Below are 22,390 nucleotides of genomic sequence, written 5' to 3' on the forward strand. Positions count from 1 at the left end.
CCTATAAATTGATACTGATAAAAACGACAAAGGCCGAAGATATTCGGCCTTTGTGCTTTTAGTTATCAGTTAAGTGATTTTACGCTGTTAGGCGAAGGTGAAATCGCCAGTGACAAATGCTTCAGGGCGATAAACTGCTAGTGCTAAACGTTCTTCAGCACGGATAGTCACCATGTTTAACTCAAAGTCTTTGTCGTTCTCGGTAGAGATTAGGACTTCAATATCCATACGGTCATAGATCTGCGCGCCCATTTGGAAGGCACCGACTAAGAACTCGTCTTGCACAATCGCAGAAGTTTCTACAACAGGACGATTCCACAAGGTTGCGAATGTTTGGCCTTGAGGTCTACCAATTAAGTAATTCCCATTGCTATCTTTAAGCATTTCAATCACAGCCCAGTCGATCGGATTGAGTACGATACCGTCGGAGGAGTATTCAGCTAAAGCAGCTTGTAGCATTGCAAGACGAATGCGGTCAATATGCTGCTCCGCAGTGACTGTTGCACCTGCTGGTTTAACGTAAGCACTGGCTTGCGGGATAATACCGTGCAGGTTAGCGCCAGTATTGTTGCCGTACAGCAGTTGCGTTTCTTCAGCAAGCATTAAGCCGTAACGAGCACGAGCATCGATGTAGCTAGCTAATTGCTCGGCATCATCCAAGATTTGGCGGCTGGCTTTAAAAAGATGCGGGATGGTACGTACTGCATTATTCACTAAACCAAAAGTGATATCAGAATACGGTTTTTGAGTATTTTCAGCAGTTGGGGCCGCATTATTGGTAAAGCCAGTTTCCTTCACATATTCAACGCTGTTGCTACCAGTTCGACCTGGTGCAATCAAATCGCGAATCGTGAAGGTGCGCTGTGGAGGTGCAACGATACCTGCCATACGATCAGGACGAACTAATGCACCGCCTGAACCTGTGGCGGAAGTAATCGCTGAACGTGGCATTTGCACACGACGACTACCACGGAAAGAGCTGTTTACCCCTTCCATTTCTTTGTCTTTCGCTACTCGCTCACCGATCGACATTTCACGTTCTTCTTGCTGACTTTGCGGCCCCTTAAGCAGCTTTTGCTCAGCTTCTTGCAAGCGAGCTTGCATGGAACCCTGCTCTAACAGCAGCTTATCGACCTTATCGCGGGTTTCGGCATGCATTTCACCAGAAGCCTTGATCTGCTTATTGGTTTCTTCTGCCGCCGATTTAATTTGATCACCAATCTTAGTTAGATTGGCACCTAATTCTTCTACTTGTTTTTCAAAATTTGGGTTTGGCATAATCGCCTCCAGTTATTTAGATAAAATGGTGTTTGATGCGTTGATTAACGCAGTTAGATCGGGGGCGACAGCGTTTTGCGTATCGGACACATCAGCATTTAGCGTGATGCCGCCAGCAGCGCTCGGCGTACTGGACTTTAAATCTTGCAATAGTTGACGGCGTTCACTGCGCGGAACGCCTGCTTTTGCCATGGCGGCATCGACTTTTCGTAGTGAGTTCGCGCTGGTGTTGTCGGTTGATTCGCCAATTTCAGCAGCGGATAAGGTGCCAGCCGCAAAGCCAAGTTCTACGGCCTTTTTGCCGCGGATAAAGGTTTCTTCATCCATCATGGTTGCTATGGCTTTTTCACTCTGCCCACTGCCTTCAACATACAAATCGACCATGGCAGCATCGAATTCTTCCATGTCATCCGCAATGTTTCGCAATGCATGGCGGTTACCGATGGCAAATACCCAGCAGTTGTGGATCATCAGGAAGGCAGAGCTGGCGACAAAGCGCGCATCATCAGCACCCGCCATGTAAATGACGGATGCAGCAGAAGCTGCGAGGCCAAGCACTTTGGTGGTCACTTTGCCTTTGTGCTCAAGCAAGCGGTTATAAATAGCGATACCTTCGAACATATCGCCACCGGGAGAATTGATGTAGACGGTCACATCTTTATCTGCGCCGATACTGCGTAGCGCAGCATCGATACGCTTCAGTGTGACGCCTTCGCCATACCAGTCCTCGCCAATGATGCCGTAAACCGTAATGGTAGATTCAGTGTTTTCAACCGCGGCCTGAATCGCTGGGTTCCACAGCTCTTGCGCACGCGGATAAATATCGCAGCGCACTCCGCTCTGCGAGAAGCTTTTTGGAAATGGCATGGTTTACCCCTGGTTGTCTTGATTAAGCCAGCTATTTAATGCGGCTTGTACTTTTGCAGATTCAGATTGAGCACCCAGCTGATCTATGGGGGCTAAGTTGGTTTGAACAGTTAACACATCGGCATTGCCGCCACGGCGCGGTAAGTTTTCTTTAACGCGGCAGTCGTCACGGGTATAAATGCCGTTTTGAGTCATTTTGCTGTAGAACTCTGCCCGTGATGCGCTATCGCCACGAAGCAGGGCTTCAAGGTTATATTGAGCGTACTGAGTTTGACGCTGTGCTGGAGTGAGCAAGTTGATGCTAATTGACTGCTCAATGCGGCGGATCCAAGACGATAAGGTTAAGGTGACAAAGCCGATCATCTTTTGCTCTAACCCTGTGCCCCAATTGCTATCTTTACCACCAAAACCAATTAATGAAGGGTCCACTAAAAACCAGCGGCATATTTCTTCAACGCTGTAGTTTCGCGACTCGAGTAACTGGGCATCAATCGGGTTGATGCCAATCAACTCAGGGGTAACACCTTGCTCAAGTACGGGGGATTTACCCGCGTTCATTGCGCCAGTGATAGTTTTTACATATTCACGAAATTCTGCGCGCTGATCAGGTTTTAATATGCGATCTACCTTGAAGGCGACTGTTTTTGTCATCCCATTTTTAAAGGTATTGGCGCTAACATCTTCGGCTGACATAGCGCCACCAAACACATTGGCGCCATAGGAAATGGTCGATAAGCCAATCAAACCATCCAGCGAGAATGCGGGAATGTGCATCATGTTTTGCTTTTCGATTTGGCGCTTTTTACCCTTTCGAGGCGTGTACCAATACACTAGGCTGCCGTTGTCGGCGAGATCGATATCCATGCGGTGTGGCATAAGGAAATCGAGTGCAATAATGTCGGCACCTGAACGGTGGATCTCAATGAATGCATTACCCTTTAGAAGCAATGAGGCAATGACGGCCTCCCAAAACTGCATTGCTGTCATGTCAGCATTTGGCTTAAGACTTAATACATTTGATAGGCTGCTTTGAACCTGTACTCTGCCGCCATCACTTTGGCGCTCGTATAACCCCAATGGCAGCATTGCAACTGTTTCAGCAATGCGGCGAACACAGGCCCAAACAGCTGCAAGCTGCATGGCGGTGTTCACATTAACCGTTTTTCCGCTTTTTGAGGTTGCCATTAATTGCGACCAAAAATCACCGTCTGTGAGTCTTAAGGTTTTACCCATAAAACTATCTAACGATGCAAATGGCTGGCTTGCCGCTTTCGCAATGACTGAACCTAGTGAGTTGGTTGGTTTCACGCGGTCATTCCTTTACGTAAAAATGAAGCGCTAGCGAATGCAAACAATGAACCCGCTAGCAATGACCAGCCAAGCCCAAAAAGGATGTAAACGCCTGCGACAGCCAGTAATGAACCTATGAGCGCTAGGACAATGAATAGAGCAAGTGGTGTGTTCATTAGTAAATTGGGTCCTTTATCGCTGCTAACCAATCTTCGGTATCATCTATGCCATCTGACTCTAATGCCGTTCCCACTGCCATTGCGGCGGCGACTACGCCATCGATGCGGCCTGTGGATTTTTTCTTGGTAAAAATACGGTTGTCTTTGGCGTCGGCCTCAAGCACTGCGCTTGCTGCGTTCCACCTTAGGCATGGGTTGGTTTTGATTCTGATCTGCTTGCTGGTGATCAGCTTTTCGAACTCTTCAATTGAGCGTGGCATCCACAGGTTTGATTCGGATGCTTTGTAGTAGCCCTGCCCATGCTTAACCAGCGGGATAAATACGTTTGCCTCTGTTAGCGCTGGCGTTAAGTAGTTAATCCGGTATTGGTCGAAGCCGATGCATTTGATATCGAACTGGGCAGATAAATCGGCGATGCGTTCGGCGACAAAGCTGTAGTCCACTGCATGCCCGGGTGGTGCATGGATAAAACCTTGCCTTAACCATGCTGAATACGGCACGTTATCGGTGCGTTCACGGTCAAGTAATGTGTCTTTTGGTGTCCAAAACTCGACTAACAACGTTTTTACTCGCGGGAAGTAAAGCGCTAATGCCGTTAAATCTCGGGTACCTGATAAGTCGAGCCCGCCGTAGCACTCTTCACCGAAGAGTTCGCTGATATCAAAATCATCTTCACGACCTGTCCATGTGTCGGCGGATAACCAAGGTGAGGCAGAATCTACCCACTGACAGAAGTTTAAGCGCCTGACAATGCTCTCTTTGGCTGGCATACCCTTGGCTTGGGTAACCTGTTCGCGCAGATATTTATGCGTGAAGGTGTGCCCTAGTGACGGGTTAGCTTTTTGCCAGCAACTTTCGTCATTAATCGGGTCGTCACCTTCATCGAGAGAACAGATAAAGGCGAAGAAGGAGTCATCTTCTTTGGTACCCGCACAAATGGCCTTGCCATATTCGTGGTATGAGTAACAAACGCTGGTGCGGTCGTGGCCTGAGTTGGTGATCATGAAGATCAGCGCTTGCTTGCGGCCTTTGGTGCCGGCGCGCATCATTTCAACGACGTTGTTATTCTTGTGTTCGTGAACTTCGTCAATCAGCGCCATGTGTGGACGTGGGCCTGATTGGCCGTTGTCTGAACTGATTGGCCTAAAGAATGAGTTCTTTTCTAGATAGGCTAGGTTCCAAACGCTCTGGCCAGTTCCAGATTTTTTTAATCTTGAGCTTAACTGCGGCGACTGGTTGACCATGGAAACCGCATCGCGGAATAAGATCATGGCCTGATCTTTTTTGGTCGCGGCGGCATAAATTTCCGCACTTGCCTCGCCATCAGCGACTAAACCATAAAGCCCTATTCCACCTGCTAGCGGTGATTTACCTGATCCTTTGCCGCTTTCGACATAACACATGCGGAATCGGCGGGTATGGTCGGCATCTTTCCAACCAAACAAGGAGCCAACAATAAAGGCTTGCCAATCTAGAAGATGGAACGGCTTACCTTCGTGATCACCGCCACTTAAGCGCAATACTTTTGGGAAAAAGCTGATCGCGCGGTTTGCTGCGGCTAAGTCAAAATAAAGACCACGTTCGTGGCCTGTTTCTATGTCTTTTAAATGCCGTTTACAGGCGTTGCGGATGTCTGGCCCCGCTAAGAACTCACCTGATTCAACTTGCTTGGCCCAACGAGTGACGCGATCTTCTATATCATCCGAAGAATTCGTCGACTTCGTCTTTTTTCTTGGCGCCATCAGTTACCTGTACTTTGCTACGGGCTGATGGGGTTAGCCCAAATTCAACGAGATAGGCTCTAAAGCGCCGATCGGCATCAGCCAGCATTTGCACGGCTGGGTTAGCCTTCATTAGCATTTGCTCGACTTGCGTAAATTCTTTGGTTTCTTCATCGATGTTTTCGCCGATGATTTTGATACTTTGGTAGGTTCTTCCGTTTTGCTTAATTTCGTCTCTGAGCTCAAGGATTTCGGAGTAAACATCACATAAACGCTCAAGGGCCATACCATCGGCAAGGGTAAGAACGCCCATGTCTTTTAGCAGTTGGGTGAGTTTCTTCCATGCGGCTTTGGCTCTTGGGCTTAAGTGAGCTGGCATGCGAGGAATACCAGCTTGCAATTTCGGCTCTTTTTTATTGAGTGGCCGCTTGCCTGGGTTCCCTGTAACTAGCTTGAGCGCAGTGGGGGTGGTTTTTCTTCCTACTGCCACTTTTCACCTCAATTACTTATTCCAATGGTGGTTAGGGTCTGTAGGCTTGCCGCTTTCATCAGCGCCTGGCTTTACCCCTCTATTCTCCATTATTTTTTTAGTGCTATCGTGGCAAAGCTTACAAAGCGGTTGCCAGTTGTTGGTGTCCCAGAACAAGGCTTGATCACCTTGGTGTGGAATTTTGTGGTCCACGACTGTCGCGGCTGTGATCTTGCCTTTTTGTTCGCAGAAGCAACAAAGCGGGTGACGACTTAAGAATGTTTCTCTGGCTTTTTGCCAACGTCCACCGTACCCGCGCTCTGCGGTTTTACGCTTGTCATCACGCCAGCTAGGTTTTTGACTCATAACTCATCTGAGCCATCTAAATAGCCTGATAGGTTTTCTTCTTCTGGACCTGTGGCAATCATCTGATCAACGATTTCAAGATTACTGTTTACCAGCTGACTGATCGCTGTAGTTTGGGCGTTAATGGCAGCGGTTAAGGCTTTCATTTGCTCAATTAAATCGTCTTGAGTGCTTTGGTTGATAACTGGCGGCTTGGTACTGCCCTGAAATGTTGGGTATGCCGCATTTAATGCAGTTACATCAACCCAATCAGCGGGTACCAATGGCACTAATGATTTTGCGCCATTGCCGCCATTACCAATATCAGATTCGACAGCTGGAACTGAAACAATAGCGCCATTAAAGACCACTACGACTTTATTCATTGCCATCATCCATATTGATTACTTTTAAGTTGCCTTGCTTAATCGCGGCCATTCTCGCTTCGTGAAATTCTCGGTTTTGTTTTTTCTTTTCTCGCGAGAGACGAAATTGAACTACGAATAAAGCGATTGTTGATGCGATACCAAGCAACAACGCAATATTATTGAGTGACAAAAAGCCGCCTATTGCTGTTGAGATCGAAGCAATATAGCTTCCGGTTGTCGTAGCTTTATCCATAATTGGCGCCAATGGTTTGATATTCATTGTTAGCCTCCGATCACTCGGTAGACAGTTTTGATTTTTCGCTTTTAATCCATGTTTCTAGTGCTAACCAATCTCGGTCACACAATGAAATCACTTCAATCAACGAATTGGTGTATTCAGAAAGTTCTTGGTTTTTCTTGCTGGAATATCGTGGCGCTAGGCACTGGCTGATCAGTTCCTGTGGTGGGAAAACATACTTTATCTTGGTAACGGTAACGGTTCGCACATCTGGCTGAACGCTCGAGCACCCTATTAAGATCTGCAGGGATATCAGCAGTGCCCCAAGATTTCGTTTTTTCATCACTGGCCCCGTTAAAAATTTGCTTCAATTCTTTATTGCTTGCGGCAAATTCCTGCTTAATTTCATTTCGATCACGTTCTCGATCGCTTAATGCTTTCGCTAATAAGCTAAGGCTGGATAACAAGTTTTCTTTATCTTTTTCAGCAACTTCAAGCGAGTCTGAAACAGAAGTCAAATCCTTTTGCAAGTTTTCCCTTGATTGCTCTGATCTAGCCAAATCACTCTTTAACAGTGCTATTTGACCCTGATTTATCCTCAAAAACACACCTAAAGCCAGAATAGTAACGACCAGCAAACCGATAACTAACGCAATGATTTTATTCTTTAATGTACTGAACATTTTCAAGACCTTCCTGCGCCAGAAAAAAAGGTTTCATTTCGCGGTTTTGTATAAAGATGGGAGCGCACGGTCAGTTAGGTAAAAGCCCCAAGGTTTCGACCCGCCCCACCCCCACTGACAAAGCCTCAACCGATTCATATGCGTTGATTACAGAGCCTTTACCGAAAGATTTGAACGCTGGCATCATGAAATTAAACCCTTCTGAAATCGCTTCTAATCGCGTTGTGTTGGATATTATTTAGAGTCAATCTACTGCAGTGAGTCAAGGCAGCGCTTATGCCGCTCTTGCACTCGAACCCATACTCCATAGCAGCGCTTGTTGCCAGGCGTTGAACAGTCATAGCCAGCGGCAGTGCGATACTGCGGAAGCAGAAGCGCATCACATGCCTGTTGATATTCGCCTTTGATTACATGATCACGCATGGGTGAGTTAGACCATCGGCCAATGCCGTACTGGTAAACCCAATCGATATAGAGATCGTAAGATGCTTGGTTAAGCTCAGCATTCGGTAAGCTATTGCGGAAGCGTTCCTCATCCTTTGAGATGTGAGCCTTAGCTGTTGTAAGCGCATTAATAGGTGTGAATTTCTCACCAAGCTTTACGGGCCGACCATCGGCGTGATACGTAGAACCAAAGCCCCCAGTCGGCCTATCTCCTTGCACAGGAACTGTAGCGACTGGTGCAAACCCTTCTGACGTGACCAAGGTAATGAATGCTGCAGCTGATAGGCTAAGGCCTGTGACTATCATCTTATTGCGCATGCTTTTACTTTCCGATCCGTGGTGAACCTAAAGGACCTGTATCTGGCGCTTTTGCGGCCATGAGCTTAAAGCTTTCTAACTGCAATGCTTCAGCTTCAGCTAATAGTTTGATGATTTGAAGGTTATTTGACTTAACCTTCTCAGCTAATTCGCTTTTATCATGTGCAACACGGGCCGTCTTCTCGGCGACTTCTTCTTGCAATTGTTTAAGCAATAATTCGAGCTTGAATCCATTTGGATTGGCAACACTCATCAAAATCTTATTCATAGATGCCCCAAAACAAAAACTCCAGCAGATGCTGAGGCTTCAAGTTGAACAATAATTTAAGGTGCAGAAATGCAAAAACCACCTTTAAGGTGGCTTTAGATGCTTTAATCCGCATTGTTATAGCACGATAGTAAATCTATGCGGCTGGGTCAATAGATGCTGATGAGCCTTTATGGACACTCAGGCAAACTAAGTAGATTATTTGGCTGCTCACCATCATTCTCAGTTTTCAAATATTTATTACCCTTGGCACTGGTGGCAATGATAACCCAAACTGACTGCTCATCAACACTGACAAAAAAATTCCACTTCTCGGACTCGATCCCTTTAATCGCATCATCTAAAGTAATTTTCCAAGTTGTACCACCTGGGTTTAATCCTCCAACATGACTGATTCTTTCGTGTGCACTTGCTCGATCAGTCTTATTGATACATTTTATCTGAAGATTTATTGTCACTTCCTGCTCCTTGGTTAGATGTAAATCCATGCCTATCTATTGGACTTAATAGATAGTTATAATTTAAATTATATTTACATTTATTCAACATCACAGGTCACAATTAAGACAATTAACTTTGCATATATATTTTCTATGTTGCCGACTTAATAGCTAATTTAACGCCTTCAGATAGAAGGACTCGGATTGCAGCTAAAGCTCCAGCCTTGCTAGTTTCTTTTACTCCACCGATCAGTATACTCCCTAACGACTCGCTAGATTTTAGGGATTCAGGTATTAAATTTAATAATTCAAACGCCTTAGGCGTTAAAGTTACTGAGCCAAATTCTTGGGCAGTTTTATGTTCCGCCCATATATAATCTGCCTTTTCAAGCCAATCGGCTGTTGAACGACATAATTTATGAAGCTCCATAGAGCTTTCATTATCAAACTGAAATTCAGAAAAGTATTCTGATACTTTTCCTGCAATGTAGTAATGATTCACACATACAGGCCTAGGAAATCCCTCATAGCATACTCCTAGAATTTCTTTTACAGCCAAATTAAATGCTTCAATATTATTCATATTTACACCATGTTTTTAAGATTAACTTCAACACTTTATTCTAGGCAAACAGCCCCACTTGGTAGTGTACTGTGGCGTCAGTAGCTCACGCCGCATTGCCCACTTTTGTTCGATACCCTGAGCGGCTAAGAACAAGGTATCACGACCATAGCGTAAGTTAATGCCATCAAGTGTTTGCATCAAAGCTGGATCTGCTTTCGGCGCGTTAAATAAGTCGAATTGCTGATACTTATCACAACTTAGATTAATGAGCCCAATGCCGATCTTGTAATATCTCACACCTTCTCTAAATAATTTAGGTGCAGCAGCTGTCATCGCTCTGGTCATTTCGACAGTGCAGTTAGTAGCACAGGGGAAGTGAACAATAGATTTAAAACTTGCAGGATGTTCGTCGTAAGGAGAATTGCTGGCGAACAGTAGCATTGATTTACAACTTGAGCCTTGCGCCCTTGCCTTGGATGCGGCAATTGCGACATGTTTACTCAATGCCTGCAGGAGTGAATCAAAATCAATAATCCTTTCGCCAACTGATCGGGTGGAGAATATCTGTTGTTTATCCGCTCTGGCTTGGTCCCATTGTTTACATTCCTGCCCATTGAGTTCGCGCACTGTGCGTTCAATCTCAATGCTGAATTGTTTTCTCGCAAGTCCTGCTGGCATTTTAGCAAGATCAAGAGCGGTGTTGATGCTCATTAACTCAAGCTTTTTACTAATCCGCCGACCAATTCCCCATACGTCGCCAACGGGTGTTTGTTTTAAAATTGCTAACCGTTCTACCTCATTATCAATGACGCAAACACCGCTATAACCCGGTATTTTTTTAGCTGCATGGTTGGCAATTTTTGCCAGCGTTAGGCTAGCAGCAATGCCAACACATACAGGTAAGCGAGCCTCTTTCCATACTGCACGGCGGATTAACTGTCCTTGTGTCTTTAGGCACTTAATTGCCGGATAACAATGCTTGAATGACAGAAAGCTTTCATCGATGGAATACACATGCTGATCCGGTGCAAACCGACCAATAATTTCCATCATCTTGGACGATAGGTCGGCGTACAGCTCGTAATTTGAAGAACAAGCAATAACACCGAGTTTCTGACACTGGTCTCTTACTTGAAAGTAAGGCGCAAATTTAGGTATACCAGCTTCTTTTGCTTGTCTATTCGCGGCAACGATACATCCATCATTGTTGCTTAGAACGATCATTGGCTTACCGCGCCAATCTGGTCGAAAGACTTGCTCTGCACTGCAGTAAAATGAGTTAGCGTCAACTAAGGCATACATAGTTGTGACGCCAATATAGAACAATGGGTGTGCAACCTAACAGACCGAGTTACAACCCCTTCAATACGGAAGTCATCGTAATCTTTAACCTCAACGGCTTGCTGTTGTTCATTAGAAGATAGAAGCATTTTTCTGGCTTTATCATAGATTTTACACACGAACTCGCCGTTCAGCGTTGCAACGATAACGTTACCTTGTTGAGCTGTAACATGCCTGTCCACAATGAGTACGTCACCGTCAAATATGCCAACACCTTGCATCGAATCCCCCTGCGCTATACCAATGTAAGTAGCGCTAGGATGTTGCACTAAAAGCTCGTCCAGACTTAAACCGAGCTGTGTGTATTCTGCTGCAGGGCTTTCAAAGCCATGAACCCCAGCGTGTGCTGGTAAAGCTATAAAGGGCAAAACACGCATAAAAGCACCAAATCACTGTATATAATTACAGTGATTATAGCGCTTGAGTTGTAGTTAGCAAATTTTGAATGATTTAGTTATCAGTTAACTGATTATTGACGTCACTAAACATTGATAATGTCTACATGTCTAATCCTCAGTGACTATCAATATTAGCTCTCAAAGATTTAATTACATTAGATAGAGCTAACTATCGAAGTTTATTTACAGCCTCTTCCTGCTTGCCCTAAGGCCTCCAAAACTTTCGCCCTAAAGTTAGGGTGTATTCGATAAATACTCATTATGGATTGTACCGCTTTATCACCACCTGCTCTCCCTAAAGCTTTTAGAACTGCTTCTATAAAATTAGGATGAAGTGCATAGATACGCATAATAGCTTCAACGGCATCATCACCACCCGCATACCCAAGAGAATCGATAACTTCAGCCCTATAATTAGGATTAGAAGTATAAATTTCTACAATTTCCTTTACTGCTAAATTCATGATTACCTTATGTTCAACTAGAAAAATAGTCACAATATTTAGCATATTGCTACTCTTTAATCTAATTTTTCAGCTATCAACAAACTAAACTCATCCCTATTTCTATTCCAGTTGGAACTAACACAATCCTCAGCCCAATCTTCTTGGCGTAGTAATACTCGGCGGTGGCGCCATCTGATTTGCGCCAACCGGGCAACATCACTATCTCACTGCAGGCGCGAATCATGGCGTAACAAATATCCATGTACTGGGGTTCAGTGAGCCCAACTGGCAACCCTGCAGAGTGCAACACTACTCTACCCGTTGCGGCCAGTTCCTCTGCTGCGCTAAAGAACGCCAGCTTATTGGTCTCGACATTGCCACTTATTGGCCCCGCGATATAGGTGGCAATCACTTGCCACCTCGCTTATTAAACCTGTATAGCTTTACATAGCGCTTAAAAAATAGCGGGATCAGCCCAATGCAATGGGTTCTGATCTTATCGTGCTGCTTAGTGATATCAGACAAACACTCTTGGCAAACCTCTTTAATGTCAGCGGTTTGATATTGTCCACTTAGGGGCGTAGTTGGCTTATTAGCACTACAAATGTCACAGACCATTGGCATCACCACTTTTAGATATATCTAGTTTTTGCAGCCGCTCAATTTCAGCATTAAGCCGCGCACATTCACGCTTTAACATATCAGTGTCAGAATATAGGGACTGAAGTTGTGTAAAAGCTGATCGCGCGGCCTGCTCACTACTCTGGTAACTAACTCTCCACGACTCGTATGATCCAGTATTCATGGTTATATATCCTCAATGGCTCGTATTACTTGCACGATTCCTTTCATGGCAACCTCTGGGAAATCTGGGCATTTGGTACTCCACTGATAAGGCATGCAAAGATACCCGCGAACAGCATCACAGGTGGCCTTGTAGCTATCTATTGTCAATTTAAGCTCTTCAATTTCAATTTGCTGCTTAGTAATTAACTCATCTTTAGTCATGGTCCACCTCACATGTAATTACAAATATCACAGGCCATTAGCATTGCCTCCAAACAGTGCCTGGCGATAACACTTAAGCTCGGCGATTGATTCTCTGATATCTGCCAACGCTTCATGCTTATATTGCTTGGCTGCTATCGCCTCTTTGGCTAGTTCTGGCGCCCATGCCATGGCAGCGAGTGCCAATGCTGAAATATCCAATTGACGATAATGCATGAACTGGTGCAACTCTGGCATTTGGCAAAGAATGAACGAACGGTCAAACATGATTGAGTTACCAGCGAAGATCACCCCTTGTTTGGTTTCTCGGTTATATGCCTCAATACCCATTTGGCGAAGATGGTGGATGATCTGCTGTTCAGCATCAAGTAACGACCAAGCAGACTGACGTACTTCATCAAGCAAGCCGCTCTTGGTGTGAGTATCGATGGCCCATTGATGTGATCGGCTAATTGCTGTCTCATCTTGATGGACCACAACTCTCAGCGCAGAGCCAACCTGATTGAGCTCTCTATCGGTAACGACTAAGGCAATTTCAAAAATTGGGTAATACTCCATACCCAACTGACCGCTATCAAGGCGATCATTAAAACCGCCAGTTTCGATATCACCGAATAAAAAATATGGTTCTTTACTCATTTTCATTATCTCCAACGATTAGCACGATTGCGTTTGCGATCTGATTTGTTGCGGCGGTTAATTGGAAGCATTTCAGCAGGATCTTTAAAGCACTCTTGCAAAGATATCCCTACTGAAAAACTAACGTCCCCGTCAACATGCATCCGGCGATCTTGTTCTACTGTCACCACGGTATGGCTTAGTTGTGCCTGCATTAAAACCCTTCCAAGCATCGACTTACCTACACCATCACCACCAATAAAAACGATTGTCTGACTCATTAAATATCTTCCCTTTGTGAAGATGCATAAACCAACCCGCAAACCACTTACACCAACGGTTTAAGCTGTTTTACAATTAATTCCTGTCTTGGCACTGTCTTGATTCACACGACCAATAAATGGGTTGTAAATTGCCATTAAATGACTGTGCCACAACTCAATTGCTGCTCTCTTTTGGTCTGCTAAATAGGTATGAATGTAGGCTTGATCTAGCTTGGTCATCGAGTGGTTTAACATCTGCTCTGCCACCATGTAATCAATTCCTAAGTCAGCCCAACACGACCTTGCTAGCTTGCGTAAATCATGGGCAGTCCATTCACTGTTACTCACTTGCTTAACCAAACTATTCGCCGACCGTTCATCTAATCCACCATTGCGGCAAGGATGCGGAAATAAATACCCGCCGCGATACCCTGCAGCTTCCTGCGTGGATTTATGCCAACGTAATACATCAGCCATTAATGGGGTGATCGGGATAGTCAGTTGGGCATGCGTCTTAGTAATGTCGGCAGGGATAACCAACTTAGCATTGGCCTCGTCGTAGTAGGTCCAGCGCAGTAAACGGGTTTCACCGATACGGGTACCGTAAGCCAGCATGATAAATATAAGCATGGCGGCGCCATCGTTAGCATTACCTATATTCGTCAGCAGCTGCAGCAGATCAGTGGATTGTAGTTTTGGCGGCTTAGTCGCAATGGGTGTCGAGATAAAATCGGTAAAACTCAATGATGCCAGCGGATCATCACTAATCAACTTAAGCACTGTCGCCTGTTTGAAGGCCTTACTTAAAATCGCGTAATACTGGCGAACGCTGCCCAATGCGTAACGAGCCTGTAGAGGCCAAATCAATAGTTCATCAACCTTATGATGATTAAGCTCACTCAGCATCACATCACCCAGCACAGGGATTAAGTGCTTGGTGATGGCGCACTTGATGTTGCGTTTACGCTTCAACGATAAACTGGTATCGGTTTGTGACCGGCTTAAATACCAATTCAATAACCCGCCGCAACTTAGCCAGGTGTTAAATTTCACACTCTGATCTTGCCTATGCTGCATGCTGAGCGACGGTAAATCATCCAGCATGGCCTTAGCGCTCACTAGCGGCCAGTCGGCAACCTTAGCCCAATTTGCCTTGCCGTCTTTATAAGTAATTAAATGCCAGCTACCACGACTGCGTGAACTCGCCAAACGCAGTCGCAGCGGAAACCTTGGGTCCCTGATTTCAGTAATAGACTGATCGGCAACCGCCCGTTTAATGGCGGCGTCACTTAACGCAATACAGGTCACGGCCATTAGTCACACCTCAGGTTAGTGCGGCAATCCGCGTAAAAGTACTCGATAGCAATGGCTTCTTTATCTGCAGGTGATAACCCCACCTTAAACAGCGCTGCAGTCAGTTTTTCAATCAACTCAAACTCAGTCAGGATCAAGGATTGCTGCAGCTTAATCAGCTCATTATTGGCCGCTATATTCACGCCAACACCGCCGCATTGATCACAACAATGCAGCTCAAACATCGGCCTAACTTTGCCAACGCCGCGGCAGGTTCTGCACTTGGGCAGCGCATTGATCTGGCGTTTAATCGCCTCTTTGGCAAGCACCATAGCTTTATATTCAGGCGTTGATAACACACTGTCTTTACAGAGCAAATCAAAGCGTTCATTCAATACTGACTGCTTGGCGAGTACCGCCATCAAGCGTTTGTTCTGGCGTTCTAGTGGCTCGATACGGTGGCTGTCAGCATTACCAATCGCGCTATTGGCATCCAGTTCATCACGGATCACTCGCACTGCAGCTTCAACGCCACAGGCCAAATCAACCGAGCCCATAGACTCGAGTTGATCGGCTTCTTTAACTAGGCGCTTAACTAAGTCGTTTACTGTCTCAATCATTTAGATAGTGCCTCAGCTAGCGCTTTGTTGTGCTCATTCACCGCTTTCGCACACTCTTCAGCGCTATCAAATTGATACACAAGCTCACGGCTGCGACCTTCATCATGGAAATAAAAGTGAGCAAAGGCGCAGCGGCGTTCTATCCGGCTGACTTGTTCAAGTGTTTGCTTACTCCAAAGACGAGTCGTCCTTGTTTCAAGTACACGGCCTTGGCTCCATATGACATCTTTAAATTTAAGTCTGTTATCTGGCTCACTCATTAATTAACCTGCTCATGTTCAGCAGCGACTAAGCGCAATACTCTTTTGGCATGGCGTTCTGCATCAGCTTGATGCTGGTGCAGCGTGTCGACGCCGCTCATGTAGAGATCATAAAAATGCTGGCTAAATTGTTCTGCAGTGATCTTGGTACCGCTTAAATCACAAAACGATTTAGTCAGCTGCTCAACCGTGTTCAACATCTTTCCGGTACCGCAGCAATGCACGCACTCACCATTACGGTGATAATTCAGCTTAGTGCCATGGCACTTAGTGCAAACGCGGGATCCACAAACCTCATTCACGGCCAGCTTTGCCAACGCAGTCGCCGCAACAGGCCTAAAGTCGGTTTCATACTGTTTGGCTAAGGCGTTGATCAGCAAATTCTCGGCATCAATATCGCCGCAAATACTGGCCTCTAATACTTTAACGCCGACTAAATACTTACCCTGCACCTGCGCGACAACACCCATAGCATCCTCCTTACTAAAAACCCCTTTGCCACCGACTGCAGCGCCAATCGCAACACCGCGGGGCGACAACAACTCAAATAAGCGCTCTATCGATATCATCTGTCAGTCCCTTGAGGTGATGGCGCAGTCGGTGCCGCACTTTTGTGAATAATGGCCAGTGCCATGCGAAATACACGGCTCTCTTTCGATTCAAGCGGATCAATGCGCGATACCGAGCTTTCAGGCTTGCGAGTCACATCTTCTCTCACCAGTTTTCTTAAATACAAAGCATCACTGAGCGTAGAATTACTGACACCTGCCTCTTTACACGCCTTTAAAATGGAATAGCCGCCAACATATAAATCAATCGCCTTTTCAAGATTTGAAGCACATAAAACCGATCTATCACGGAAAACCCCGCGCTTTTTTAGCGCTCTAGTGAGTGCGCCTTTGCTAACGTCAGCACGTTGGGCGGAATCAATGATCGATAACTGTTGAGTGACATAGAATGCGATCGCTTTATCAATGCGCTCATCAAACGATAATTTTAGAGTTGTCATCATTCCCCCTGCCCAAACATGGCGATCAGTGCAGCATCGCGAGTGTCGGCATTACTGCGCCCCGTCCAACCGGTGATCTTGTTAAAATAAACACTGCTATCCTTGGCTTTTTTAATCGGACCACGCAGCGGCTTTACCAAAGTGACTTTGATGCCCTTATCCTCAAGCACTTCTTTAATCAGTCTGGCCGTGGCTTTCACCTTGCCTAGGTCCTCGGCAATACTCATGTTCACCTTGGCATTAGATCCGCTTTGGCTAGGTGCATGGCCAACGTAGGCAAGCAATGGGTTTTGTCCTTTTACCGACTGCCTTAACCGCTTAGGGAATACCGGCTTTTTGTTATCCACATCTTCGAGTAACACAGCGCAAGGAAGATGGCTTTTGCTGATAACAAACTCAATCAACTCACTAAACCCCATACTTTTAAGCGTCACTATTTCGCCGTTAACGACAGTCGCCACACCGCTTTTAGTGAGGTCAGGATCAATACCGATTCGAATCACGCCACTACCCCTCTAAAATGCTTCGACTGCTGCACTAAAAACCGATTCGCCTGAAAGCGACCATCGCGCCCACCAATGGCAAATAAGCGTTCGTACTCGATCGACACTGAATGCTTAAACTGCTGAGGAATAACAGACATGTGCTGTTGAATCCGCTTGGCGTCTGAATCACCACTACGGCAGTGATAAAACAGCGGATATTCACGCGCACACCTAAAGCCTTGTGCCAGTAGATCAGCGGCAGAGTACTGAGTCGGCACAAACAACACCGCATCGTTAACCGCATCTTTAACTGTTGTGTCCGCAACGCTAGCAGCCGCAGTTGGCGATACAATAGCGCTATAAAAATCAGGCGCATCTGCAGGTAACGGTTTAATTGCCAGAGCCATTGGCAGTCCTTAGCCCAAACTTTTGGCGCAGATCAGCGATAATCGAACATGCCTTTTGATTTTCAACTGGCTTGTTTACAGGGGCAGCAAGCGCCTTAGGAATGCACGCATCAAAGCTTTCACCCTTCACCGCGCGGCGGCACATCACCTCGTAATTACGTTTAAACAAAGGCCACGTTTGCTGCTCAGTACGGTTTTGCAGCTCATACCAACCCGTTTCACGGCCAGCGGCAAATACAGCGCCATGGCTCCAATTGTGCTCACTCGGCCATCGACCATGTGAACAACACTCCCGGTAAGCTTGTTCTGCACTAGGCAAGCCCAACTGTTCAGGCGTAGGCGTACACATAGCAACGAACTCGGCTGGGTTAACGCTCCACGGCGCGGTCGCTGCGCGTTGTTTAAACGCCTCAATACCGATCATCACCTCACCCACACTCAAACCTGCCTCGCCAATTTTGCTAACAAACTCCGCCACTACACTGCCAAGCTCAGCACCAAACCGATTGCTAAAATCACGACTGTACAGGTTCATAGTCGGCATCAATTGTGTGGCCACTACCGTAGTGATCTGTTGACTGCTCGAGCTGCTCTGCCATTTCCCGCAGTTCGCGGAATACTCTGGCTGTGGGGTTCTCATAGCGTTGATTGTGTGCGGCAGAATCGTTTGCAGTGGTTTCATGTGATGTTCTCGCTAGCAGTTTGGCGTTAAGTTTGTCCCATTGTTTACGTAGGGTTTTTGGGCATAACACGTTGCTCGCCCAAAATGAGTCGCTATTGGCAAACTTAAACAGCTTGCAGATTTCATGGTGAGTGCGTTTGTCTTGCACGCGCATTAAGCGCACTTGGTTTGCCCAGTCAGGCCAGTTAGGCTGCTTTGCAGTGGGGTTAACAATCAGGACTTTGTTGAAGATGTACTCAGCACAGGTTAAGTCGTCCTGAGTACCCCAAAGCTTTCCGTTTGGAGTTTGAACAGCGGCATCGGGTTTTATCTGTGTGTCGGCCATTGCGACAGCAATGTTCGACGAAGAGATCTTTTGTATTTCTTTTGTATTAGTGTCTTTCTTTTGTATCTCTCGGTTCTGACAACCTACGCTGTCGGTTTCGACAATGGCATTGTCAGAATCGACAATAATATTGTCGGTTTTAATAGTGGATTTTTTACCGTTAATCGAATGCGACTTCTTGTCTTGCCACGCCGAAACAATCGGGTTAACACCAACTTTACGGCCATCTTTTATGATGATATCGCGCGCAGTAAGCGACTTAATCGCATGACAAATATTGCTCGTTGTAATACCCGTCATGTCGGATAATTGCTCTAAGCAAACCCAATCAGTGGCCTTGCCATAACCGTAGGTTCTACGGATAACCGCAAACACAACACGGCTTTCACGATCACTCAATTTCGTTCGGCACAGGGCATCCACCAGCGTATTGGAGAGTCGTAAATAACCATCATCCAAGTCTGCTTTCACCACCCCACCCCGCGCTTGTTGTTTGTGGTCAGCAACGGGCCGTAACGGCACCACATTGCTGCCACCAGCATCATGATTGACGCTATTAATTGATTCTTGTAACATCTGCCTTACCTCGACTTCTTCAAACGTTTCTAGGTATTAAGCCCACAGCCTCCACAGCTCTAGTGGGCTTTCTTATTTCAACTGCACTGCACTACCTGAAAACTGATACCCCGCATCCAGTACCCGCGCTGCAATACCTTCAGCACTAGTCGTCGGTGACTGCCTGATCACATTCGCCAGCAAAGCAATATCTTGATTGCGCTGAATCCGTGCAAATGCTTCATCTTCTTCAGGCGTGTAAGGAATAATCTCGTATGATTTTTCGCGTGACTTATCAGTTAACTGATTTGCGTTAAACCGTGGCGTAAAGACTAAGTTTCTACCTGCCATCACGTTCTCCCATTAACCTTTAGGCGCTCATGGTCATGGCGACAGTCGGCATCACAAAAATGTTGTTGATGAGGAATTGGGCTCTTGCAGTAATGACAAAAACCAGTAAACGGCAATGACGGCAGGCGAACGCCCAGCGCGGCCTTAATGTGAATGTCATTCTCAATGGCAGCTACATCTGCAATATCACTCATGCTGTGCGCTCTTTAGTTAGGGTTTCTGACCCTATTAGAGGATCGCTAAGCTTGGTCGTGTGAATCACACCAGCAAGTTGCCTTTCTTCAAAATCAGGCAATTCCCGCACTTGGCTGCTTACCACGGCTTTCAGTGACAACACTTCACGTACTGTGTTGGTCAGCTCGCGGCTGATACGTTCAAACTCGTCAGGGGTGATCACCCCATCAGCGCGGGAGTCGCGGATTTCAGCCAGTGCAATACCCATCTGCTCGCTAATCATTAACAGCTGATCGCTCAACTCTTCATCACAGTTAACCGCGGCAGGCAGCTTAACGAACACGCCACCACGGCTATGGCACCACGCCGAAATAATACGGTCGTCATCGGCCAACTCAGTTAGATGAATCGCATCACGTAAGTACAAGTGATTGCTGTCGTTATCAGGGTTGAGCTTGTTGTACATCACACCGGGCTGCTGGAATAAATCCTTCGCTAGCTTATCTACACCGTAATCGTGCCCAAGCGCATGGGCGGCATAGAGTGGATCGGTACATGAGAGACTATGGCGCTTTAATGTGAGTTTACTCATAGGGTTAGTTATCCTGTTTAGACACTAGTTAGCTAGGCAACCTGAGACGATGAATTGGATTCAATGGCTTTATCAGCATGAACCTTCAATTCACCACCGGTTAAGCGCTCAAGCTGAAAGGCACGAAGCTCAGGAACTTCTTCGCCCCACTGAGAAACAGCAGACTTATTAAGTCCCAAGGCTTCAGCAAGTTTGATGCTTGAGCCGAAGTAATTAATCGCGTCAGTTTTTTTCATATTTAGTTCCAGCTTGGCTATGACGTTTATTGAATTGAACAGAAGTTTAGATCAGTAAACTAATTTTGTATAGGACTTTCAACCTCGAAAGGTTTAGATTGCTTAACTATGGATATGTCAGAACGAATCAAGAGACGGATGCGAGCACTTAGCTTGAAATCCGTTGACTTAGTAAAACAAACAGGCGCCTCTAAAGGTGCCATTAGTCATTGGGTAAATGGCACAAGCCAACCATCAGGTGAAAACTTATTTTCGTTGGCACGTTGCTTACAGTGCTCGCCAGAATGGTTGCTTACGGGTGAAGATGAAGACAAAAAGTCGGAAGTGAGAGAGGCGAATGCGCATTGGCATCCGGGCTTTGAACTATGGGATAACGATACGCCATTAAGAGATGATGAAGTGGCATTACCGTTTTTTCGTGAAGTCGAATTGGCCGCAGGTAATGGTTCTACCTTTATCCAAGAAAATGGCGATTTCAAACTGCGGTTTGCTAAATCAACCCTTAAAAAGAGTAATGTTGATCCGCAATATGCGGCCTGTGTGACGGTCTCTGGTGACAGTATGCTGCCAGTTCTACAGCACGGCACTACTGTCGGCGTCGATACCAGTAAAAAAACCATCATCGATGGTAAAATGTATGCCATTGATCACGACGGCATGTTGCGAGTGAAAATGCTCTATCGCATACCTGGTCGCGGCATTCGCGTTAAAAGTTACAACAACGACGAATATCCAGATGAAATTATCCAACCAGATCAAATGAGTAATTTCAAAATTATTGGCTGGGTGTTCTGGTGGTCGGTTTTAAACGTTTGGAATAACTAGCAAATACTTAAAAGGATTTTCCATGAGACTTATAACTGCCTCAATACTTTTAGCCTTACTCACTGGCTGTGCTACCTCAGCAGTGACTATCGATAAAGCCGTACCTGTGCCAGCTGAAAGGGTGTTAATTAAAGCCACTGACAACACAAACGCCAAAATCACCATTATTCGTGATAGCGGCTTTGTGGGTGGAGGTTGTTATATTGATGTCTACTTAAACGATACGTTAGCTGCCAAGCTGGATACCGCTGAAAAAGTCACTTTTAACGTGACGTCTGGCGAATTGATCTTAGGCTCGCAGCCTTCAGGCACTGCCCTCTGCAATGGCGCCAGTATCCGACACTTTGAAACCAGCATAGGCCAAGGGCAGCACAAACTATATCGAGTGATGACAGACCAGAACGGCAATCAACAAATCATATCAGGCGGTATCGCCAGCAACTGATGTCATAGGAAAAGTAAATAAAAGGAGTTATTTATGTTTGTTTTAAGAATGGTCATCCTCATAGCTTTAACTGGCTTCAGTTATGGCATGGGCCAAACACCCGCTAATCAGCTTAATGAATTTGGAACATTTGTTTCCGCATCGTTTTTCCTACTAGCGCCAGTGCTTTACTTCTACCCCATGTATGAAGCCTATATACATAAGCAACCTAACTTCTTCTCCATCTTCGCCCTCAATCTGTTTTTAGGCTGGACCCTCGTCGGCTGGGTTGTTGCGCTGGTATGGGCAGTCAAAAGCCAAGACCCCATTAAAACCGTCACAGTCAATGCACCTACTGCACCCACACCACCTGAACAAAAAAAGATGAAGCAATGCCAGTATTGTGCTGAAGACATTTTACTCGCAGCAAAAAAGTGTAAACACTGCGGCAGTGATTTAAGCTAAAAGCATAAAAGCCATCATCTCCATCTATCTACCCTACTCCTTTTACGGTCTGACTTATTGCGCCGCCTGCCGATACCAGCATGATACTGATCTGCAGGTTCAGGCATACAGCGCAGCCTATCTATCAAAGCACGACTCAG

General features: G+C 45.9%; 37 protein-coding genes. 3 read left to right on the forward strand and 34 right to left on the reverse strand.

What is annotated here, in order from left to right; genetic code table 11:
* Window positions 1-87: 87 nt before the first annotated feature.
* The 34 genes from DYH48_RS12315 to DYH48_RS12490 all read right to left on the reverse strand — a co-directional run bounded on the left by DYH48_RS12315 (window position 88) and on the right by DYH48_RS12490 (window position 20,536).
* A complete protein-coding gene (locus DYH48_RS12315) occupies window positions 88-1,278 on the reverse strand; it encodes a phage major capsid protein (protein ID WP_115334919.1) in 1,191 nt (396 codons plus the stop codon).
* A 12-nt stretch (window positions 1,279-1,290) separates the two neighbouring features.
* Entirely contained in the window at window positions 1,291-2,145 is an 855-nt protein-coding gene (locus DYH48_RS12320) for a head maturation protease, ClpP-related (RefSeq protein WP_115334920.1), read from the reverse strand.
* A 3-nt stretch (window positions 2,146-2,148) separates the two neighbouring features.
* Entirely contained in the window at window positions 2,149-3,453 is a 1,305-nt protein-coding gene (locus tag DYH48_RS12325) for a phage portal protein (protein ID WP_115334921.1), read from the reverse strand.
* A gap of 157 nt (window positions 3,454-3,610) precedes the next feature.
* Entirely contained in the window at window positions 3,611-5,356 is a 1,746-nt protein-coding gene (locus DYH48_RS12335; RefSeq protein WP_218565652.1) for a terminase large subunit, read from the reverse strand.
* The gene (locus tag DYH48_RS23710; RefSeq protein WP_172481187.1) at window positions 5,313-5,825 is read right to left on the reverse strand and encodes a phage terminase small subunit P27 family; all 513 of its coding nucleotides are present in this window, start codon (window positions 5,823-5,825) and stop codon (window positions 5,313-5,315) included. The genes DYH48_RS12335 and DYH48_RS23710 overlap by 44 nt, the downstream gene beginning before the upstream one ends.
* Window positions 5,826-5,837: 12 nt before the next feature.
* Window positions 5,838-6,170, reverse strand: a complete 333-nt coding sequence (locus tag DYH48_RS12340) for an HNH endonuclease (protein WP_115334923.1) — start codon at window positions 6,168-6,170, stop codon at window positions 5,838-5,840.
* Entirely contained in the window at window positions 6,167-6,535 is a 369-nt protein-coding gene (locus DYH48_RS12345; RefSeq protein ID WP_115334924.1) for a hypothetical protein, read from the reverse strand. The genes DYH48_RS12340 and DYH48_RS12345 overlap by 4 nt, the downstream gene beginning before the upstream one ends.
* Window positions 6,528-6,797: an HP1 family phage holin gene (locus tag DYH48_RS12350; protein ID WP_012587930.1), complete on the reverse strand. Its 270-nt coding sequence runs from the start codon at window positions 6,795-6,797 to the stop codon at window positions 6,528-6,530. Before DYH48_RS12350 ends, DYH48_RS12345 begins: the two co-directional genes overlap by 8 nt.
* 13 nt (window positions 6,798-6,810) lie before the next feature.
* Window positions 6,811-6,999, reverse strand: a complete 189-nt coding sequence (locus DYH48_RS24175) for a hypothetical protein (RefSeq protein ID WP_432376870.1) — start codon at window positions 6,997-6,999, stop codon at window positions 6,811-6,813.
* The gene (locus DYH48_RS12355; RefSeq protein ID WP_115334925.1) at window positions 6,914-7,438 is read right to left on the reverse strand and encodes a hypothetical protein; all 525 of its coding nucleotides are present in this window, start codon (window positions 7,436-7,438) and stop codon (window positions 6,914-6,916) included. Before DYH48_RS12355 ends, DYH48_RS24175 begins: the two co-directional genes overlap by 86 nt.
* A gap of 249 nt (window positions 7,439-7,687) precedes the next feature.
* Window positions 7,688-8,200: a glycoside hydrolase family protein gene (locus tag DYH48_RS12365; RefSeq protein ID WP_115334927.1), complete on the reverse strand. Its 513-nt coding sequence runs from the start codon at window positions 8,198-8,200 to the stop codon at window positions 7,688-7,690.
* 4 nt (window positions 8,201-8,204) lie between these two features.
* Window positions 8,205-8,468, reverse strand: a complete 264-nt coding sequence (locus DYH48_RS12370; RefSeq protein WP_115334928.1) for a hypothetical protein — start codon at window positions 8,466-8,468, stop codon at window positions 8,205-8,207.
* A gap of 170 nt (window positions 8,469-8,638) precedes the next feature.
* Window positions 8,639-8,926: a DUF3892 domain-containing protein gene (locus DYH48_RS12375; protein ID WP_218565653.1), complete on the reverse strand. Its 288-nt coding sequence runs from the start codon at window positions 8,924-8,926 to the stop codon at window positions 8,639-8,641.
* A gap of 133 nt (window positions 8,927-9,059) precedes the next feature.
* The gene (locus DYH48_RS12380) at window positions 9,060-9,491 is read right to left on the reverse strand and encodes an OmpA family protein (protein WP_115334930.1); all 432 of its coding nucleotides are present in this window, start codon (window positions 9,489-9,491) and stop codon (window positions 9,060-9,062) included.
* Window positions 9,492-9,518: 27 nt separating this feature from the next.
* Complete coding sequence (locus DYH48_RS12385) at window positions 9,519-10,775, reverse strand: Y-family DNA polymerase (RefSeq protein ID WP_115334931.1); 1,257 nt, start codon at window positions 10,773-10,775, stop codon at window positions 9,519-9,521.
* Window positions 10,763-11,191, reverse strand: a complete 429-nt coding sequence (locus DYH48_RS12390; RefSeq protein ID WP_115334932.1) for a LexA family protein — start codon at window positions 11,189-11,191, stop codon at window positions 10,763-10,765. The genes DYH48_RS12385 and DYH48_RS12390 overlap by 13 nt, the downstream gene beginning before the upstream one ends.
* 200 nt (window positions 11,192-11,391) lie before the next feature.
* Window positions 11,392-11,721: a HEAT repeat domain-containing protein gene (locus DYH48_RS12395; RefSeq protein WP_115334933.1), complete on the reverse strand. Its 330-nt coding sequence runs from the start codon at window positions 11,719-11,721 to the stop codon at window positions 11,392-11,394.
* A gap of 31 nt (window positions 11,722-11,752) precedes the next feature.
* Complete coding sequence (locus DYH48_RS12400; protein ID WP_115334934.1) at window positions 11,753-12,070, reverse strand: DUF4406 domain-containing protein; 318 nt, start codon at window positions 12,068-12,070, stop codon at window positions 11,753-11,755.
* Window positions 12,071-12,465: 395 nt separating this feature from the next.
* Window positions 12,466-12,666, reverse strand: coding sequence for a hypothetical protein (locus DYH48_RS12415; RefSeq protein ID WP_071938914.1), 201 nt, complete (start codon window positions 12,664-12,666; stop codon window positions 12,466-12,468).
* A gap of 27 nt (window positions 12,667-12,693) precedes the next feature.
* Window positions 12,694-13,305 (reverse strand): oligoribonuclease, encoded by a 612-nt coding sequence (gene orn, locus DYH48_RS12420; protein WP_115336131.1) that lies wholly within the window; start codon window positions 13,303-13,305, stop codon window positions 12,694-12,696.
* Window positions 13,306-13,310: 5 nt separating this feature from the next.
* Window positions 13,311-13,565 carry a hypothetical protein gene (locus DYH48_RS12425; RefSeq protein WP_115334936.1) on the reverse strand — a complete coding sequence of 85 codons (255 nt, stop codon included), beginning with the start codon at window positions 13,563-13,565 and terminating at the stop codon, window positions 13,311-13,313.
* A 60-nt stretch (window positions 13,566-13,625) separates the two neighbouring features.
* On the reverse strand, window positions 13,626-14,861 hold the full coding sequence (locus DYH48_RS12430) for a tyrosine-type recombinase/integrase (protein ID WP_115334937.1): 1,236 nt from the start codon (window positions 14,859-14,861) through the stop codon (window positions 13,626-13,628).
* Entirely contained in the window at window positions 14,861-15,460 is a 600-nt protein-coding gene (locus DYH48_RS12435; protein ID WP_115334938.1) for a hypothetical protein, read from the reverse strand. The genes DYH48_RS12430 and DYH48_RS12435 overlap by 1 nt, the downstream gene beginning before the upstream one ends.
* The gene (locus DYH48_RS12440; protein WP_115334939.1) at window positions 15,457-15,720 is read right to left on the reverse strand and encodes a hypothetical protein; all 264 of its coding nucleotides are present in this window, start codon (window positions 15,718-15,720) and stop codon (window positions 15,457-15,459) included. The genes DYH48_RS12435 and DYH48_RS12440 overlap by 4 nt, the downstream gene beginning before the upstream one ends.
* Window positions 15,720-16,289, reverse strand: coding sequence for a TIGR02642 family protein (locus DYH48_RS12445; protein ID WP_115334940.1), 570 nt, complete (start codon window positions 16,287-16,289; stop codon window positions 15,720-15,722). The genes DYH48_RS12440 and DYH48_RS12445 overlap by 1 nt, the downstream gene beginning before the upstream one ends.
* Window positions 16,286-16,732, reverse strand: coding sequence for a hypothetical protein (locus tag DYH48_RS12450; RefSeq protein WP_256613054.1), 447 nt, complete (start codon window positions 16,730-16,732; stop codon window positions 16,286-16,288). Before DYH48_RS12450 ends, DYH48_RS12445 begins: the two co-directional genes overlap by 4 nt.
* The gene (locus DYH48_RS12455) at window positions 16,729-17,232 is read right to left on the reverse strand and encodes a hypothetical protein (RefSeq protein WP_115334941.1); all 504 of its coding nucleotides are present in this window, start codon (window positions 17,230-17,232) and stop codon (window positions 16,729-16,731) included. Before DYH48_RS12455 ends, DYH48_RS12450 begins: the two co-directional genes overlap by 4 nt.
* Window positions 17,229-17,621 carry a hypothetical protein gene (locus DYH48_RS12460; protein ID WP_115334942.1) on the reverse strand — a complete coding sequence of 131 codons (393 nt, stop codon included), beginning with the start codon at window positions 17,619-17,621 and terminating at the stop codon, window positions 17,229-17,231. The genes DYH48_RS12455 and DYH48_RS12460 overlap by 4 nt, the downstream gene beginning before the upstream one ends.
* Window positions 17,605-18,156, reverse strand: coding sequence for a replication protein P (locus DYH48_RS12465; protein WP_256613055.1), 552 nt, complete (start codon window positions 18,154-18,156; stop codon window positions 17,605-17,607). The genes DYH48_RS12460 and DYH48_RS12465 overlap by 17 nt, the downstream gene beginning before the upstream one ends.
* Entirely contained in the window at window positions 18,137-19,204 is a 1,068-nt protein-coding gene (locus DYH48_RS12470) for a replication protein (protein ID WP_115334944.1), read from the reverse strand. The genes DYH48_RS12465 and DYH48_RS12470 overlap by 20 nt, the downstream gene beginning before the upstream one ends.
* 72 nt (window positions 19,205-19,276) lie before the next feature.
* On the reverse strand, window positions 19,277-19,534 hold the full coding sequence (locus DYH48_RS12475; RefSeq protein ID WP_115334945.1) for a hypothetical protein: 258 nt from the start codon (window positions 19,532-19,534) through the stop codon (window positions 19,277-19,279).
* Window positions 19,534-19,728, reverse strand: coding sequence for a hypothetical protein (locus DYH48_RS12480; protein ID WP_115334946.1), 195 nt, complete (start codon window positions 19,726-19,728; stop codon window positions 19,534-19,536). Before DYH48_RS12480 ends, DYH48_RS12475 begins: the two co-directional genes overlap by 1 nt.
* On the reverse strand, window positions 19,725-20,300 hold the full coding sequence (locus DYH48_RS12485) for a phage regulatory CII family protein (protein ID WP_115334947.1): 576 nt from the start codon (window positions 20,298-20,300) through the stop codon (window positions 19,725-19,727). Before DYH48_RS12485 ends, DYH48_RS12480 begins: the two co-directional genes overlap by 4 nt.
* 32 nt (window positions 20,301-20,332) lie before the next feature.
* Window positions 20,333-20,536, reverse strand: a complete 204-nt coding sequence (locus DYH48_RS12490; RefSeq protein ID WP_115334948.1) for a Cro/CI family transcriptional regulator — start codon at window positions 20,534-20,536, stop codon at window positions 20,333-20,335.
* Window positions 20,537-20,644: 108 nt separating this feature from the next.
* Between DYH48_RS12490 and DYH48_RS12495 the strand changes: the two genes are divergently transcribed.
* Genes DYH48_RS12495 through DYH48_RS23825 form a run of 3 tightly spaced genes read left to right on the forward strand, consistent with a single transcriptional unit; the run spans window position 20,645 to window position 22,250 of the window.
* On the forward strand, window positions 20,645-21,361 hold the full coding sequence (locus DYH48_RS12495; protein ID WP_115334949.1) for a S24 family peptidase: 717 nt from the start codon (window positions 20,645-20,647) through the stop codon (window positions 21,359-21,361).
* 22 nt (window positions 21,362-21,383) lie between these two features.
* Window positions 21,384-21,806, forward strand: a complete 423-nt coding sequence (locus DYH48_RS12500; RefSeq protein WP_115334950.1) for a hypothetical protein — start codon at window positions 21,384-21,386, stop codon at window positions 21,804-21,806.
* 33 nt (window positions 21,807-21,839) lie between these two features.
* The gene (locus tag DYH48_RS23825) at window positions 21,840-22,250 is read left to right on the forward strand and encodes a superinfection immunity protein (protein WP_218565654.1); all 411 of its coding nucleotides are present in this window, start codon (window positions 21,840-21,842) and stop codon (window positions 22,248-22,250) included.
* Window positions 22,251-22,390 lie beyond the last annotated feature (140 nt).

It is taken from the genome of Shewanella baltica (assembly GCF_900456975.1).
Classification (GTDB): Bacteria; Pseudomonadota; Gammaproteobacteria; order Enterobacterales; family Shewanellaceae; genus Shewanella; species Shewanella baltica.

Bases quoted from the DNA above. Each gene is read 5' to 3' on its own strand.
- DYH48_RS12315 (WP_115334919.1), bottom strand. From the start codon at position 1,278: ATGCCAAACCCAAATTTTGAAAAACAAGTAGAAGAATTAGGTGCCAAT.
- DYH48_RS12320 (WP_115334920.1), bottom strand. From the start codon at position 2,145: ATGCCATTTCCAAAAAGCTTCTCGCAGAGCGGAGTGCGCTGCGATATT.
- DYH48_RS12335 (WP_218565652.1), bottom strand. From the start codon at position 5,356: ATGGCGCCAAGAAAAAAGACGAAGTCGACGAATTCTTCGGATGATATA.
- DYH48_RS12340 (WP_115334923.1), bottom strand. From the start codon at position 6,170: ATGAGTCAAAAACCTAGCTGGCGTGATGACAAGCGTAAAACCGCAGAG.
- DYH48_RS12345 (WP_115334924.1), bottom strand. From the start codon at position 6,535: ATGAATAAAGTCGTAGTGGTCTTTAATGGCGCTATTGTTTCAGTTCCA.
- DYH48_RS12350 (WP_012587930.1), bottom strand. From the start codon at position 6,797: ATGAATATCAAACCATTGGCGCCAATTATGGATAAAGCTACGACAACC.
- DYH48_RS12355 (WP_115334925.1), bottom strand. From the start codon at position 7,438: ATGTTCAGTACATTAAAGAATAAAATCATTGCGTTAGTTATCGGTTTG.
- DYH48_RS12365 (WP_115334927.1), bottom strand. From the start codon at position 8,200: ATGCGCAATAAGATGATAGTCACAGGCCTTAGCCTATCAGCTGCAGCA.
- DYH48_RS12370 (WP_115334928.1), bottom strand. From the start codon at position 8,468: ATGAATAAGATTTTGATGAGTGTTGCCAATCCAAATGGATTCAAGCTC.
- DYH48_RS12380 (WP_115334930.1), bottom strand. From the start codon at position 9,491: ATGAATAATATTGAAGCATTTAATTTGGCTGTAAAAGAAATTCTAGGA.
- DYH48_RS12385 (WP_115334931.1), bottom strand. From the start codon at position 10,775: ATGTATGCCTTAGTTGACGCTAACTCATTTTACTGCAGTGCAGAGCAA.
- DYH48_RS12390 (WP_115334932.1), bottom strand. From the start codon at position 11,191: ATGCGTGTTTTGCCCTTTATAGCTTTACCAGCACACGCTGGGGTTCAT.
- DYH48_RS12395 (WP_115334933.1), bottom strand. From the start codon at position 11,721: ATGCTAAATATTGTGACTATTTTTCTAGTTGAACATAAGGTAATCATG.
- DYH48_RS12415 (WP_071938914.1), bottom strand. From the start codon at position 12,666: ATGACTAAAGATGAGTTAATTACTAAGCAGCAAATTGAAATTGAAGAG.
- orn (WP_115336131.1), bottom strand. From the start codon at position 13,305: ATGAGTAAAGAACCATATTTTTTATTCGGTGATATCGAAACTGGCGGT.
- DYH48_RS12425 (WP_115334936.1), bottom strand. From the start codon at position 13,565: ATGAGTCAGACAATCGTTTTTATTGGTGGTGATGGTGTAGGTAAGTCG.
- DYH48_RS12430 (WP_115334937.1), bottom strand. From the start codon at position 14,861: ATGGCCGTGACCTGTATTGCGTTAAGTGACGCCGCCATTAAACGGGCG.
- DYH48_RS12435 (WP_115334938.1), bottom strand. From the start codon at position 15,460: ATGATTGAGACAGTAAACGACTTAGTTAAGCGCCTAGTTAAAGAAGCC.
- DYH48_RS12440 (WP_115334939.1), bottom strand. From the start codon at position 15,720: ATGAGTGAGCCAGATAACAGACTTAAATTTAAAGATGTCATATGGAGC.
- DYH48_RS12445 (WP_115334940.1), bottom strand. From the start codon at position 16,289: ATGATATCGATAGAGCGCTTATTTGAGTTGTTGTCGCCCCGCGGTGTT.
- DYH48_RS12450 (WP_256613054.1), bottom strand. From the start codon at position 16,732: ATGATGACAACTCTAAAATTATCGTTTGATGAGCGCATTGATAAAGCG.
- DYH48_RS12460 (WP_115334942.1), bottom strand. From the start codon at position 17,621: ATGGCTCTGGCAATTAAACCGTTACCTGCAGATGCGCCTGATTTTTAT.
- DYH48_RS12465 (WP_256613055.1), bottom strand. From the start codon at position 18,156: ATGAACCTGTACAGTCGTGATTTTAGCAATCGGTTTGGTGCTGAGCTT.
- DYH48_RS12470 (WP_115334944.1), bottom strand. From the start codon at position 19,204: ATGTTACAAGAATCAATTAATAGCGTCAATCATGATGCTGGTGGCAGC.
- DYH48_RS12475 (WP_115334945.1), bottom strand. From the start codon at position 19,534: ATGGCAGGTAGAAACTTAGTCTTTACGCCACGGTTTAACGCAAATCAG.
- DYH48_RS12480 (WP_115334946.1), bottom strand. From the start codon at position 19,728: ATGAGTGATATTGCAGATGTAGCTGCCATTGAGAATGACATTCACATT.
- DYH48_RS12485 (WP_115334947.1), bottom strand. From the start codon at position 20,300: ATGAGTAAACTCACATTAAAGCGCCATAGTCTCTCATGTACCGATCCA.
- DYH48_RS12490 (WP_115334948.1), bottom strand. From the start codon at position 20,536: ATGAAAAAAACTGACGCGATTAATTACTTCGGCTCAAGCATCAAACTT.
- DYH48_RS12495 (WP_115334949.1), top strand. From the start codon at position 20,645: ATGGATATGTCAGAACGAATCAAGAGACGGATGCGAGCACTTAGCTTG.
- DYH48_RS12500 (WP_115334950.1), top strand. From the start codon at position 21,384: ATGAGACTTATAACTGCCTCAATACTTTTAGCCTTACTCACTGGCTGT.
- DYH48_RS23825 (WP_218565654.1), top strand. From the start codon at position 21,840: ATGTTTGTTTTAAGAATGGTCATCCTCATAGCTTTAACTGGCTTCAGT.